This is a genomic window from Glutamicibacter sp. NPDC087673 (assembly GCF_044743255.1).
In the GTDB taxonomy this organism is placed as follows: domain Bacteria; phylum Actinomycetota; class Actinomycetes; order Actinomycetales; family Micrococcaceae; genus Glutamicibacter.
The window spans coordinates 346,539-360,556 of the sequence record NZ_JBIUWB010000005.1 but is presented as its reverse complement, the minus strand read 5'-3'; the positions used below and the strand labels follow the sequence as shown (position 1 = coordinate 360,556).

Genomic DNA, 14,018 nt, shown 5'->3' with positions numbered 1-14,018 from the left:
AGCGATTCCCTGCACAGCACCTCGTTGCCCACCGGAGAATTCCCGGTGCGCGGCGGGGTGCTCTGCTTTTCCCGGCTAGCTGCTGCGCGCGGGGCCCGTGGTCTCGCGCGGGACGAGCACGGCAGGCAGGTGGCCGGGGGAGCGGACGTCCTCGCCCGCAAGCAGGCCCAGCAGCATGCTCACCGCCTGGGCGCCCATCTCATGCAGCGGCTGGCGCACGGTGCTCAGCGGGGGAGAGGACTGTGCCGCGGCCGGGATGTCATCGAAGCCGATGATCGAAAGATCGCCGGGAACCTGTAGCCCGCGTTCGCCGGCCACCTGCAAGGCGGCCAGGGCTGAGAGGTCATTGGCCGCGAAGATTGCCGTGGGCGGCTGGGGCAGGTCCAGCAGGTCATGGGCGGCCTGCACCGCGGCATCATGCTGGTAATCGCCATCGTGCGACAGCTGCCCATCGAATTCCACGCCGGCCTCTTCCAGCGCTTGGCGGTAGCCCTGCTCGCGCAGGTGCGCGGAAGCCAGGTCCCCGCGCCCGCGGATGTGCCCGATGCGGCGATGGCCCAGATCCAGCAGGTGCCGGGTGGCCGTATAGGCCCCGGAACGGTTGTCCACGTCGATGGCGATCGGCATTTCCGGACCGGCATGCGGGTCAATGGCGACGACCGGCACCGAGCTGTGCGGGACTTCCACGGTGGGGGTGACGATGATGGCGCCGTCGATCAGCGTTCCGCCCAAGCGGGACAGGGAGCGGCGTTCCCAGCCGGCATGCCCTTCGGGGGAAAGGTTGCCCGCGTAGGCCATCAAATCGTATTGGGTTCCGCGCAGGGTCGCGGAGATGCCGTTGAGCAGGCCCAGCGAGAAGGGCTCGAACTCCGCCACCAGGATGCCGATGATGTTGGTGCGGGTACTGCGCAGCGAGGAGGCGACCAGCGAGGTCTCGTAGCCCAGTTCGCTGATGACCTGGTGGACCTTGGCGATGGTGGCCGGGGCGACCCCGTAGCGGCCATTGACGACCTTCGAGACGGTGGAGACGGAGACCTGCGCGGCGCGCGCGACGTCGTTGATGGTCACGCGTGTGCTGGAAGGCTCGCCGGGGATCTGCGGCTGCTGGGCATTGGCGATCCCGGGGATTCCGGTCTGAGGGGTCATCACGTCACTAACAGTAGCGCAAAATACTCCGGAATTCCGTGACTTCACGGGGGCATGACGACTGATTGCGGATCTTTCGACAACGTTTTCGCAATGGATTTCGAAAACGTTATCGAAAACGATTGACATGACCTGCGTCACGGTGCAATTCTTGGTGGAGCCAATCGCCTGCCGTCCGATGCCGGCAGGTCTTCATCACAGCTGAGGAGCACGAGCATGTTATCCAAGATCCGAGGTGCGCAGATTCTGGCGCTGGCCGCCACGACTGCCCTGCTGGCCACCGGCTGCGCCGCCGATGCAGGCCAGGAAGGGACGTCGGCAGACGGAACCACCACCATCACCTGGTGGCACAACTCCAATAACGGCGACGGCAAGGCCTACTACGAACAGGTTGCAGCCGACTTCGAAGCCGCCCATGAAGGGGTGGAGGTCGAAGTCAGCGCAATGCAGCACGAGGACATGCTCACCAAGCTCGATGCGGCCTTCCAGAGCGGCGACGCCCCGGATGTCTACATGGAACGTGGTGGCGGGGAGCTCGCAGCCCACGTGGCCGCCGGGCTGACCAAGGACCTGACCGAGGCGGCCTCCGAGGAAATCGCCTTCCTCGGCGAGAACGCCGGCGGCTGGCAGCTCGATGGCAAGACCTACGCCTTGCCGTTCTCGCTGGGCGGCGCGGGGTTCTGGTACAACAAGGCGCTGTTCAAGGAAGCGGGCATCGACTCGGCCCCGCAGACCTTCGATGAACTGATTGCGGCCACCGGGAAGCTGAAGCAGGCAGGCATCGACCCGATTTCCATCGGCGCCGGCGACAAATGGCCGGCAGCCCACTACTGGTACTACGCGGCAGTGCGCGAATGCTCCCAGCAGACCCTGGCCGATTCGGTCGCCAATCTCGATTTCAGCGACCAGTGCTTCACCAAGGCCGGGGAAGACGTGGACCAGCTGATCAAGTCCGAGCCATTCAACCCGGGCTTCCTCTCTACCCCGGCGCAGTCCGGCCCCACCTCCGCTTCGGGCCTGCTGGCCACCGGAAAGGTAGCCATGGAATTGGCTGGCCACTGGGAGCCGGGGGTCATGCAGGGCCTGACCGAAGACGGCACTGGCATGGGGGAAGACACCGGATGGTTCCCCTTCCCTGCCATTGAGGGCGGCCAGGGCGACCCGGCCGCGCAGCTTGGCGGAGGCGACGCCTGGGCAGTTTCCGAAGGCGCCCCCGACGCGGCGGTGGACTTCGTGAAGCACATGCTCTCCGACGAGGTCCAGCGCGGTTTCGCCGAGCTGGACATGGGCCTGCCGACCAACCCGGCGGCCAAGGACGCGATCTCGGATCCGGCATTGGCTTCGCTGATGGACGTGCGCGACAAGGCTCCATATTTCCAGCTGTACTTCGACACCTCGTTCGGCGCCTCCATTGGCGGGGCCATGAACGACGAGATCGCCCTGCTCTTCGCCGGCAAATCCGACGCGCAGAAGATCGTCGACGCCAGCCAAGATGCCGCTGACCTGGAGAAGTGATCCACGCCGTGGCCCCAGAAGTAACCTACGCAGCCAGTCCGCCAGCCAGCGGTGGCCCAGGGCTTTCCGAAAGGCGGCGTTCCACGCCAAGCGGACTGCCGCCTGCCGGTGCCAAGCGCACGCGCAAGCCCGCGCAGCGGCGCAAGAACCTGGAGATCCTGTTCTTCGTCAGCCCGGCATTGCTGCTGATCGCGGTCTTCATGCTGGTCCCCATCATCCAGGCCGTGCGCTTCTCGATGTACAACTGGAAGGGCTTCGGCCCGCTGGTGGACTTCGTGGGCTTCAAGAATTACGTCCGGGTGCTGGGCAACGAGGTGTTCACCGATGCCCTGGTCCATAACCTGGTCATCATCGGCGGCTCCATCGCCCTGCAGCTGCCGATCGGCCTGGGCATCGCCCTGCTGCTGAACCGGAAGATGAAGATCCAGTCCCTGCTGCGCACCATCATCTTCGTGCCCTACGTGCTGTCCGAAGTCATCGCCGGGGTGGTCTGGTTCCAGCTGCTGCAGCCGCAGTACGGGGTGATCGACACCATCTTGTCCAAGCTGGGAATCCAGGGGCCGGCCCAGGGCTGGCTGGGCACGCCGGAACTCGCTTTGTGGACCGTGCTGGCAGTGCTGACCTGGAAGTATCTTGGCCTGGCGGTGATCCTGTTCCTTGCCGGGCTGCAGGGGGTGCCGTCCGAGCTCTACGAAGCGGCGGAAATCGACGGCGCCTCCTGGTGGCAGATCCAGCGCAAGATCACCATCCCGCTGCTGGGCCCCACCCTGCGCACCTGGGGCTTCTTGTCCATGATCGGCTCGCTGCAGCTCTTCGACATGGTCTGGATCCTCACCGGCGGCGGACCGGCCAACGCCACCACCACGATGGCCAGCTTCCTGGTTTCGGAAGGAACCAAGCGCCAGAACTTCGGGATCGCCGCGGCCGCCTCGGTCATCTTGTTCATCGTCGCCCTGGTTCTGGCCATCTCCTACCAGCAGTTCATCCTCAAGCGGGATTCGCAGCCCGATGATGAGCGCACGAAGCGGAAGAAGGCCAAAGCATGAGCGCCACCCTGGCTACCAGGCCCCAGCACACCCCCGCCCAGGCAAAACGCGCCAAGAAGCGCAACGGCCGGCAAGGCGGAAACGTCCTGGTCTACGCCATCGCCTTGGCGGTTGCCGCGATCACCCTGGGCCCGGTCCTCTACGGGGTGCTCGGCGGGTTCCGCACCAACGCGCAGCTGGCCGAGAACCCGGCAGGCCTTCCCGAGCCGTGGGTGCTGGAGAACTACGCCGGCGTGCTGAAGAACCCGGATTTCTGGCAGTACGCGCTGAACTCCACGATGATCGCGGTGATCACCACCATCGTCGTGGTGGTCTTCGGCATCATGGCTGCCTACCCGCTGGCCCGCTACACGTTCCGCCTGCGCGAGCCGATCTTCATGGTCTTCGTGCTTGGCTTGCTGTTCCCGGCCACCGTGGCGATTGTTCCGCTGTTCATCCTGATTACCCGGGACCTGGACATGGGCAACACCTGGTGGGGCGTCGCCCTGCCGCAGGCGGCCTTCGCGCTGCCCATGACCGTGGTCATCCTGCGCCCCTTCCTGATGGCGCTGCCCCAGGAGCTGGAAGAAGCCGCCCAGCTCGATGGCGCCAGCCGCATCGGCTTCTTCTGGAGGATCCTGCTGCCATTGTCCGGGCCGGGCATGGTCACCGTCGGCGTACTGGCCTTCGTCGGCTCGTGGAACGCCTACCTGCTGCCGTTGCTGCTGCTGCAAGGGGATATGCGCACCTTGCCGCTGGGCGTCGCCGACTACTCCAGCGAGCACTCGGCCGACACCGCCGGCGTCTTCGCGTTCACCGCGCTGGCGATGATCCCGGCACTGATCTTCTTCCTGGCCATGCAGAAGCGCATCGTCAATGGACTGCAGGGCGCAGTCAAGGGCTGATCCGCCCCCGCAAGCAATCGAAATCTTTGAAGACAAGGAACTGCCATGAAAACCGTCGAGCAAACCTGGCACGACATCTCACTTCCTGCCGAACAGCGCGTCGCCGCGCTCATGGATGAAATGACCCTGGAAGAGAAAGCCGGGCAGCTGGGCTCGTTCTGGATCCGCCCGGAGGAAGAAAACCAGGACGGGGAAGGCAACGTCGCGCCGATGGCCGATACCTTCACCGCAGGCCCCAGCTTCGAAACCGCCATCAAGGACGGCTTGGGGCATATCACCCGCGCCTTCGGCACCATCCCGCTGGCCCCCGCCGAAGGCCGCGAACGCCTGGTCGAGCTGCAAGAACAGGTCATTGCCGCGAACCGCTTGGGCATCCCGGCCATCGCCCACGAGGAATGCCTGACTGGCTTCACCACCCTTGGCGCGACCTGCTACCCGGCGTCCATTGCCTGGGGCGCCACCTTCAACCCGGAACTCATTGGCGGCATGGCCCGGCGCATCGGCGCCGACATGCTGAAGATGGGAGTGCACCAGGGCCTGTCCCCGGTCTTGGACGTCACCCGCGACTACCGCTGGGGCCGGGTGGAAGAGACCATGGGCGAAGACCCCCACCTGGTTGGGGAGCTGGGCGTAGCCTACGTGCGCGGCCTGCAGGACTCGGGGGTGCACGCCACCTTGAAGCACTTCGCCGGCTACGCGGCCTCGCAAGCCGGGCGCAACCACGCGCCGGTCTCCATGGGCCCCCGGGCGCTGGAAGACACGGTGTTCCCGCCGTTCGAACGCGCAGTTCGCGAGGGTGGAGTGAAGTCCGTGATGAACTCCTATGCGGATGTGGATGGCGAAGCGCCCGCTGGCAGCCACCGGCTGCTCACCGAAGTGCTGCGGGGCCGCTGGGGCTTCGCGGGAACCGTCGTGGCGGACTACTGGTCCGTCAGCTTCCTGCACAGCATGCACGAAGTGGCAGAAGACGAGGACGCCGCGGGCCGGCTGTCCCTGGAAGCCGGCATGGACGTTGAGCTCCCGGAGACCACCGCCTTCGCCAACCTGGCCCAGGCGGTCCGCGCCGGAGCGCTGGAGCAGGAAGTCCTGGACACCGCGGTGCGCCGCGTGCTGGCCCAGAAGCTGCAGATGGGCCTGCTGGATCCGGGCTGGAACCCGCGCCAGGCCTGGCTGGGCGATGACGTGGAACTGGATTCGGCCGATAACCGTGCCCATGCCCGGAAAATGGCCGAGGAATCGATCATCCTGCTGCGCAACGAGCAGATCCTGCCCTTGGCCAGCCCGGCACGCTTGGCGGTCATCGGGCCCAGCGCCTCCCAGCCGCGCACCCACCTAGGCTGCTACTCCTTCACCAACCATGTCTACTCGCGCTTCGCCGAGCAGCAGGACTACGGCGTGCCGATGGCCTCGATCCTCGAAGCCTTGCAGCAGGCTCCCGCGCTCGCCGGATCGCAGATCGAGTATGCCCGTGGCGTGGACTTCACCGATCTGGATGATTCGGGCATCGCCCAGGCCGCCGAAGCGGCCCGCAACGCCGAAGTCGCGGTGGTCACCGTCGGCGACCTCGCCGGCCTCTTCGGCCGTGGCACCTCGGGAGAGGGCTGCGACGTTGTCGACCTGCGCCTGCCCGGGCGGCAGGGGGATCTGGTGGAAGCCGTGCTGGCGACCGGCACCCCGACGGTGCTGGTGCTGGTCACCGGGCGCCCGTACTCGCTCGGGCAGTTCGCGGATCGCACCGCGGCCATCATCCAGTGCTTCATGCCGGGTGTGGAAGGCGGGCCGGCGCTGGCCAGTGTGCTGACCGGCGAGGTCAACCCCTCGGGCAAGCTGCCGGTGCAGATCCCCGACCATATCGGCGGGCAGCCGGGCACCTACCTGGCCTCAAAGCTGGCGTGGCATGCCGAAGGCGTAACCAACCTCGATCCGCGTCCGCTCTACCCCTTCGGCTACGGCAGCTCCTACACCAGCTTCGAGATCTCCGGGCTGGAACTGCCGGAAACTGAAATCGCTGCCGACGGCACCATTCGGGTCAGTGCCACCGTGGCCAATACCGGAGCGCGCTCCGGTGCCGAAGTGGTGCAGCTGTACCTGGCTGACGCGGTGTCGCAGGTGGTGCGCCCGCGCCGCTGGCTGGCCGGCTTCGCCAAGGTGCAGCTTGAGGCAGGGGAGTCGAAGCGCGTGGCTTTCACCGTGCATGCTGACCGAACCTCGTTCACCGGGCTGTCCGGGAAGCGCATTGTGGAACCGGGCAAGTTCACCGCGCTGGTGGGAACCAGCAGCGAGGACCTGCCACTGCAGGCCGAGTTCCGGATCACCGGGAAGGTGCGCGAAGTGGCCGAGGGCCGCGTGCTGGACACCCCGGTGGACATCGCGTAGCCGCTAGGCGGTGCGCCGCCGCAGGGTCAGGGAACCGACGATCAGCGCGGCGGCGATCCAGGCGGCGATGACCAGCATGCTTCTTGCCGTCGCCGAATCCACTGTTCCCGCCGCGGCATCCGAGAGGGCGTCGATGGCGTGGGACAGCGGAAGCCAGGCGCCGATGGCCTCCAGCGCGCCGGGCAGCTGCTCGCGGGGCAGGATGATTCCGGACAGCAGGAACTGCGGGATGACCAGCGCCGGCATGAACTGAACCACCTGGAATTCGGTGCGTGCGAAGGCGCTGGCCATCAGGCCGAGGCTGATGCCCAGCAGCGCGTCGAGGGCGGCCACCGCGAACAGCAGCCAGAAACTGCCTTCGATCTCCAAGCCGCAAACCCAGATGGCGAAACTGACCGCGATCATGGTCTGGAGGATCGCAACCAGGGTGAACGCCAGCGCGTAGCCGAAGATGAATTCGCCCTTGGCCAGCGGCATGCTCAGCAGGCGCTCAAGGGTTCCGCTGCGCCGCTCGCGCAGTGTTGCGATGCTGGTGACCAGGAACATGACCACGAAGGGGAACAAGGCGATCATTGCCGGGCCAATGCGGCTGAAGGCCGGGGTGTCGGTGAAGATCCATGCGATCAGGCCGATCAGCAGGCTGGGCACGATGAGCATCAAGGCAATGGTCCGCGGGTCATGGCGCACCTGGGCCAGGACCCGACCGGTGGTGGCGAGCGTCCGTTTCATGGCTGGTTCCCTTTTGCCGCGATCAGGGCAACGAAGGCATTTTCGGGATTGTCTGCACCGGTTGACTCCATCAATGCAGCCGGGCTCATCTGGCCGAGCAGCTTCCCCTCGCGCAGCAGCAGGATTTCATCGCAACGCATGGCTTCGTCCATGACATGGCTGGAGACGACAAGGCACAGGCCGGTGGCCGCCAACTGCGAGAACATCGCCCACAGATCCGCACGCAGCACCGGGTCCAAACCCACCGTGGGTTCATCCAGGATGACGATTTCTGGCGAGCCGAGCAGCGCGATGGCCAAGGACACCCGATTGCGCTGTCCGCCGGACAGGCCCATGGCCAGCCGGCCAGCCTGGTCCGCCAGGTCCGTGGCTTCGAGGACTCGATCCACTTCTGCTGGGGGCTGGCCGAGGATCTTGGCGAAGTAGGCGATGTTCTGCCGGACGCTCAAATCGTCATAGACGCTGGCTGCCTGGGTCATGTAGCCGACCCGGTTGCGCAGGGACTTGTGCCCGGCGGGCTTTCCGAGAACGGAGACTGTTCCGCTGCTGATGACCTGGTTGCCCACGATGCTTCGCAGCAAGGTGCTCTTGCCGCTGCCGCTGGGGCCGAGCAAGCCGATGATCCGTCCCGGCGCGAGCTGGAATTCCACGTGGTCCAGGACCAATGCCCTTCCGCGTCTGACGTCGAGCCGCTGCACATCGACACAAGCCGTTTTATTCATCACATAATGAATTAGGGACCTCTGCCAGCGGCATGTCAATGGTTCAACGCAGGCAATTGGCCGGTGAGGTAGCGCTGGATGGTGGGGGCCACCAGCTCGATAACCTGCTCATCATCCATGGAGGCCAAAGGCTCCAAGCCAATGATGTAGCGCGCGACAATCAGGCCGACAACCTGGCTGGCCACCAGGGCTACCCTCGGCTCGGCGCTTTCTTCCGGCAAACGCGCACCCAAGCGCGAGAAGATCTGCTCTTGCAGGAATGGACGGAGGACTTTCGCCGCGCTGCTGCTGGAGACCAAGCCCCGGATCATTGCCGTTGCTGCCGTGCAGAAAGCCGGCTTGCGCCAGGTAGCGAGCAATGCGCGAGTCAGCGCCTCGCCCATCTCCTCCAACGGCGCTGTTGCCGCCTCGGCGATGATTTCCCCTGGGTTGACGGGGATGCGCATGGTCTGGACAAACAAGTCGCTCTTGTCCTTGAAATAGTGGTGAACCAGTGCTGGATCCACCCCGGCTCGGCGCGCTACCGACCGGAGGCTGGCTGCCTCGTATCCGGCACGGGAGAACTCCTTGGACGCGGCTTTGAGGATCGCCGCTCTAGTTGTCCCCGTGGTGCTGCCTTTGGGCCGTCCACGCTTCCGCGCGCTCGGGACCTCGTTCGGTACGTGCTCGGTCACGGTTTCAGCATACTTCCGGAATCTTGCGTCAACGCAGCAAGGCCGGGCAAAAGCCCGGCCTTGCTGAATCCGCTAGCTGCTACTTCTTGGCTGCAGGCGCTTCCGCTGCAGCGGCACCCTTGGCGAGTTCCGCGTGCAGATTCGCCACGGATGGGAACTGCAGGTCCGGGCGGAACGGGAAGGTGTCCATGTCTTCGCGGGCGGTGATGCCGGTGTAGACCAATGCGGTCAGCAGTCCGGCTTCCATGCCCGCAACGATATCGGTGTCCATGCGGTCGCCGATCATTGCGGTGGTTTCCGAGTGCGCATCGATTCGGTTCAGGGCAGAACGGAACATCATTGGGTTCGGCTTGCCCACCACGTATGGCTCGCGGTTGGTTGCACGCGAGATCAAGGCCGCGATCGCACCGGTGGCTGGCATAATGCCTTCGGTGGACGGTCCGGTAGCGTCCGGGTTGGTGGCGATGAACTTCGCCCCGCCTTCGATCAGGCGGATGGCCTTGGTGATGGCTTCGAAAGAGTAGGTGCGGGTTTCGCCCAGCACGACGTAGTCAGGGTTCTGGTCGGTCATGATGAACCCCGCATCATGCAGGGCAGTGGTCAAACCGGCTTCGCCAATGACGAAGGTGCGGCCGCCGGGGCGCTGGCGAGCCAGGAACTCTGCAGTGGCCATCGCGGAGGTCCAGATGTTTTCCTCCGGGACGTCCAGGCCCGAGGCCAATAGGCGAGCACGCAGATCGCGCGGGGTGTAGATGGAGTTATTGGTCAGGACCAGGAAGCGCAGGTTGTTGTCGCGCCAGTAGCTCAGCATCTCGGCGGCGCCCTTGATGGCCTGGTTCTCGTGAACCAATACGCCGTCCATGTCCGTGAGCCAGCATTTGATGTCGTGGACAGTTCGCGTACCGCGGATTGAAGTTGTCACGAGGCGTGGATCCTCCCTAGGGAAATATGTGGTGGGAGCTATCGGCACTGAAAGTATCCCGTTCTATTAAGAGATTACACAGGCGCACGCAAATGCACCGTGAACAAGGGCACGAACATAACGAACTAGGCTTAATACTGTGAACGAAGAAACGCATGAACCAGTTAATGACTCGAGCGCGCAGCATGTGATCGGAGTAGGCCCCTGGGAGGGGGAACTGCCAACCGACGGAAAGTACGATCCCCAGCTGCTTGCCGAGGGCGACCGGCGCAACGTCGCGGACAAGTACCGCTACTGGACGATGGACGCCATCATTGCTGATCTTGACGAACGCCGCCACGATTTCCATATCGCCATTGAAAACTGGCAGCACGATATGAACATCGGCACCGTGGTACGCAGCGCAAACGCTTTCCTGGCCAAAGAAGTCCATATCATCGGCCGTCGCCGCTGGAATCGACGAGGCGCCATGGTTACTGATCGTTACCAGCACGTACGCCACCATGCAACGGTGGAGGAGTTCGTTGCCTGGGCTGAGGGCGAGGGGTTGAAGATTCTGGGAATCGATATCTTCCCGGACTCCGTTCCCCTGGAGACCTACGACCTGCCGAAGGACTGCGTGCTGGTCTTCGGGCAGGAAGGTCCGGGACTCAGCCCGGAAGTCCACGCTGCGGCCAAGGACACCTTGTCCATCGAGCAGTTCGGCTCGACTCGTTCAATCAACGCGGCATCCGCAGCCGGGATTGCCATGCATGCGTGGGTACGCAGGCACGTGTTTGGGCAAAAAGTAGGTTAACAAGAAATTTAATACTGACGAGTTTAGTCGAGCATCTGGATTAGTTATCATTTTCCGCCTACTCTGGGTTTTAGTTATGAAAACGTGATCTGGGAGAGGGTGGTCGTGAAACGACGTCATCAAGTAAACCGTGACTTGCTGTTGCCCGGGCTGCCTCGACGCAGAAGGCCATTGGTTATATGGTCCACTTCTATCGTCGCCGCGCTCGGACTGACGGGAGCCCTGGCGATCCCGATCATGGCACAGGCCGGTGACTCCAGGCAGGGCGATATCCCTGTAGGCATCGATGCTGTGGCAGATCCATCAATGTTCAACGGACCGGTCTACGTCAGTGCAGATGCGCCGCTGAACTCATTTGGCGGTTCCGGCAAGGAGCTGGCTATTGACGGCCGTCCCGTTGGAATGCTTGATGGCGCTGACGCGGGCTCAGAAGCGTCCGGCAATGACAACGAATCCTCAGCTCTGCTTGCGGGCATGGTCGGCGAGCTCGGCAAATTGCCTGGCGACCTGCAACTGATGCACCCGGTCAAGACCCGCAGTATTTCCAGCCCTTATGGCTGGCGTGCCAACCCTACCGGTCCTGGCAACCAGATCCACATTGGCCAGGACTACCCTATTTCCTGCGGCTCGCCGGTCTACGCTTCTGAAGCTGGAACGGTGACCGTATCGGCATGGGCTGGGCACTCCGGCATGCGCGTGACTATCGACCACGGCAGCAATGTCCAGACTGGCTACAGCCACAATTCGAAGTTGATTGCCAAGGTGGGGCAGCGAGTCGAGCAGGGTGAACTGATCGCCCTGGCTGGCACTACCGGCAACTCGACCGGTTGCCACGTGCACTTCGAGGTCATCATCGACGGCCGTTGGCATGATCCGCGCAACTACCTGCCAACCATTCCGGGCCAGCGCCAGGCGATGATTAATTCGCAGCGGCTGACAGTCAATGCGGGCAGTGCTCCCAAGGGCAACGGCTCCCGCGTTCCTGATCGGGCTCCAAGCGGCCCGGATCCAGACGTCATTGTCCCCGAGGATGACACTCCAAGCATTCCACGGCCGAAGCCAAGCCCATCGGAATCACAGCGCCCGTCGCCGAGCGAGAGTGAAAGCCCGAGCGGTTCGCAGTCTCCAGATGGTTCACAGAGCCCGGACGGTTCGAAGAGCCCTGATAGCTCGAAGAGCCCAGATAGTTCCAAGAGCCCTGACGATTCGAAGAGTCCAGACGCTACGAAGAGTCCAGGCGCTACGGACGGACCCGAAGATCCGGATGCCACTGATGAGGTGGAGGCTCCAACTCCAGAGCCAACGAAGCCAGAAGAAGAAGCCGTTACGGATACTCCAACCGGCTCAGCTTCTGCACCAAAGACGGATTCGTCGAAGTCGGCCTCGACCGGAACTGAAACTCCGGCGGCTTCCAAGAGCTCTGCATCAGTGCCCAGCACCACGACCAAGACACAGCTAGCTCCGTCGGGAAGCACCTCTGTAAGCGCAACAACCGAATAGAGAACGTAAAAAGCCAGCGGCCAACCATAATGAGACAAGCTCTCATCTGGGTTGGCCGTTTGCTTTGCGGTAAACCGCGGAATTCCCCGTGTCACGATACGAGATTTAGGGCTTAGTTAGTGACATAGCCGATAGGATGGATGGCGAACCGCCGTCAATGGAGACGCGTAACCTCGCTAATCACCAGGAGTGAAGCATGCCTATCGCAACCCCCGATAAGTACAATGCAATGATCGATGCTGCCAAGGCAGGCGGCTACGCCTTCCCAGCAGTGAACGTGACCAGCTCGCAGACTCTGAACGCCGCAATTCGCGGCTTCGCAGAGGCTGAATCCGACGGCATCATCCAGGTCTCCACCGGCGGCGCCGCATACTGGTCTGGTGCATCCATCAAGGATATGGTTACCGGCTCGCTGGGCTTCGCGGCCTTCGCGCGCCAGGTTGCCAAGAACTACGGCGTGAACATCGCCTTGCATACCGACCACTGCCCAGCGGACAAGCTGGACGGTTTCGTGTTGCCGCTGCTGGCCGCTTCGGAGGCTGAAGTCGCTGCAGGCCGCGATCCATTCTTCAACTCCCACATGTGGGACGGCTCGGCTGAGACCCTCGAAGAGAACCTGCGTATTGCTGCTGAACTGCTGCCACGCACCGCTGCCGCGAAGCAGATCCTCGAAGTTGAAATTGGTGCCGTGGGCGGCGAAGAAGATGGCGTCGAGAACGCGATCAACGACAAGCTGTACAGCACCGTCGAAGATGCCTTGGCTACCATCGAGGCTTTGGGCGCCGGTGAAAAGGGACGCTACATCACCGCGCTGACCTTCGGCAACGTCCACGGCGTTTACAAGCCAGGCAACGTAAAGCTGCGCCCAGAGATCTTGAAGGATATCCAGGCCCAGGTTGGTGCGAAAATCGGCAAGGCTAACCCATTCGATCTCGTATTCCACGGCGGATCGGGCTCCTCCGAGCAGGAAATCGCTGACGCTGTTGCCTACGGCGTGATCAAGATGAACATCGACACCGACACCCAGTACGCATTCACCCGTCCGGTCGCAGGCCACATGCTGGGCAACTACGATGGCGTGCTGAAGATCGACGGCGAAGTTGGCAACAAGAAGACCTATGACCCGCGCGTTTGGGGCGCCAAGGCTGAAGAGTCCATGGCTGCCCGCATCGTTGAAGCTGCCCAGCAGCTAGGCTCGGCCGGAAAGTCGCTGAAGTAACCATGGTCGGAGAAAACCTGCTGGGTATCCCGGAAACCCTGCTTCCGGAAGAAACCGAAGTGCTGGCACGCTATGAAGCCGGTGATGAAGCCACGGACTTGGCGGCAAAGTTCCCTGCCTCGTCACTGGTTTGGGCGCTGCTTGCCAACGAAGCGCACAGTGAGGGCCGCATCGTGGAGTCGTACGCGTTCGCACGAGTTGGCTACCACCGAGGCTTGGACTCGCTGCGCAAAGCCGGCTGGCGCGGACAGGGCCCTGTGCCTTGGCGCCATGAGCCAAACCGAGGCTTCCTTCGCTCGCTCTATGCGCTAGGCCGTGCGGCCGCAGCCATCGGCGAGACTGAAGAAGTCGACCGCATCGGCAAGTTCCTGAACGATTCGGATTCGACGGCCAAGGCTGAAATCGAAGCTGGCAAGTAAGCGATACTCCAACAGCTAACGGCGGCTATTCTCGCAGAGAGAATAGCCGCCGTTAGCTGTTTAACGCTTC

Annotated in this window: 13 protein-coding genes; 8 read left to right on the top strand and 5 right to left on the bottom strand. The window is 63.5% G+C overall.

Annotated features, from left to right (window positions below; genetic code table 11):
* Window positions 1-75: 75 nt before the first annotated feature.
* Window positions 76-1,146 carry a LacI family DNA-binding transcriptional regulator gene (locus ACIOTL_RS14095; protein WP_400343202.1) on the bottom strand — a complete coding sequence of 357 codons (1,071 nt, stop codon included), beginning with the start codon at window positions 1,144-1,146 and terminating at the stop codon, window positions 76-78.
* 216 nt (window positions 1,147-1,362) lie between these two features.
* Between ACIOTL_RS14095 and ACIOTL_RS14090 the strand changes: the two genes are divergently transcribed.
* The 4 genes from ACIOTL_RS14090 to ACIOTL_RS14075 are packed head-to-tail and all read left to right on the top strand — an operon-like array spanning window position 1,363 to window position 6,967.
* Window positions 1,363-2,661 (top strand): ABC transporter substrate-binding protein, encoded by a 1,299-nt coding sequence (locus ACIOTL_RS14090; protein WP_105657896.1) that lies wholly within the window; start codon window positions 1,363-1,365, stop codon window positions 2,659-2,661.
* Between the two features lie 8 nt (window positions 2,662-2,669).
* Window positions 2,670-3,707: a carbohydrate ABC transporter permease gene (locus tag ACIOTL_RS14085; protein ID WP_105658004.1), complete on the top strand. Its 1,038-nt coding sequence runs from the start codon at window positions 2,670-2,672 to the stop codon at window positions 3,705-3,707.
* Complete coding sequence (locus tag ACIOTL_RS14080) at window positions 3,704-4,591, top strand: carbohydrate ABC transporter permease (protein WP_400343200.1); 888 nt, start codon at window positions 3,704-3,706, stop codon at window positions 4,589-4,591. Before ACIOTL_RS14085 ends, ACIOTL_RS14080 begins: the two co-directional genes overlap by 4 nt.
* A 45-nt stretch (window positions 4,592-4,636) precedes the next feature.
* On the top strand, window positions 4,637-6,967 hold the full coding sequence (locus ACIOTL_RS14075) for a glycoside hydrolase family 3 N-terminal domain-containing protein (RefSeq protein ID WP_400343198.1): 2,331 nt from the start codon (window positions 4,637-4,639) through the stop codon (window positions 6,965-6,967).
* Window positions 6,968-6,970: 3 nt separating this feature from the next.
* On the opposite strand, the gene ACIOTL_RS14070 is transcribed toward ACIOTL_RS14075, so the two are convergent.
* From ACIOTL_RS14070 to ACIOTL_RS14055, 4 genes are all read right to left on the bottom strand, one after another.
* Window positions 6,971-7,696 carry an ABC transporter permease gene (locus ACIOTL_RS14070; RefSeq protein ID WP_133834971.1) on the bottom strand — a complete coding sequence of 242 codons (726 nt, stop codon included), beginning with the start codon at window positions 7,694-7,696 and terminating at the stop codon, window positions 6,971-6,973.
* The gene (locus ACIOTL_RS14065; protein ID WP_133834970.1) at window positions 7,693-8,418 is read right to left on the bottom strand and encodes an ABC transporter ATP-binding protein; all 726 of its coding nucleotides are present in this window, start codon (window positions 8,416-8,418) and stop codon (window positions 7,693-7,695) included. The genes ACIOTL_RS14070 and ACIOTL_RS14065 overlap by 4 nt, the downstream gene beginning before the upstream one ends.
* A 35-nt stretch (window positions 8,419-8,453) precedes the next feature.
* Window positions 8,454-9,092, bottom strand: coding sequence for a TetR family transcriptional regulator (locus ACIOTL_RS14060; protein WP_400343195.1), 639 nt, complete (start codon window positions 9,090-9,092; stop codon window positions 8,454-8,456).
* A gap of 79 nt (window positions 9,093-9,171) precedes the next feature.
* Window positions 9,172-10,014 carry an HAD-IIA family hydrolase gene (locus tag ACIOTL_RS14055; protein WP_105657902.1) on the bottom strand — a complete coding sequence of 281 codons (843 nt, stop codon included), beginning with the start codon at window positions 10,012-10,014 and terminating at the stop codon, window positions 9,172-9,174.
* A gap of 139 nt (window positions 10,015-10,153) precedes the next feature.
* Between ACIOTL_RS14055 and ACIOTL_RS14050 the strand changes: the two genes are divergently transcribed.
* The 4 genes from ACIOTL_RS14050 (at window position 10,154) to ACIOTL_RS14035 (ending at window position 13,948) form a co-directional block, all read left to right on the top strand.
* Window positions 10,154-10,810 carry a TrmH family RNA methyltransferase gene (locus ACIOTL_RS14050; RefSeq protein WP_400343193.1) on the top strand — a complete coding sequence of 219 codons (657 nt, stop codon included), beginning with the start codon at window positions 10,154-10,156 and terminating at the stop codon, window positions 10,808-10,810.
* Window positions 10,811-10,981: 171 nt separating this feature from the next.
* Window positions 10,982-12,310, top strand: coding sequence for a peptidoglycan DD-metalloendopeptidase family protein (locus tag ACIOTL_RS14045; protein ID WP_400343191.1), 1,329 nt, complete (start codon window positions 10,982-10,984; stop codon window positions 12,308-12,310).
* A 196-nt stretch (window positions 12,311-12,506) separates the two neighbouring features.
* Window positions 12,507-13,529: a class II fructose-bisphosphate aldolase gene (gene fbaA, locus ACIOTL_RS14040; protein WP_105657905.1), complete on the top strand. Its 1,023-nt coding sequence runs from the start codon at window positions 12,507-12,509 to the stop codon at window positions 13,527-13,529.
* A gap of 2 nt (window positions 13,530-13,531) precedes the next feature.
* Window positions 13,532-13,948: a DUF3151 domain-containing protein gene (locus ACIOTL_RS14035; protein ID WP_105657906.1), complete on the top strand. Its 417-nt coding sequence runs from the start codon at window positions 13,532-13,534 to the stop codon at window positions 13,946-13,948.
* Window positions 13,949-14,018: the final 70 nt, after the last annotated feature.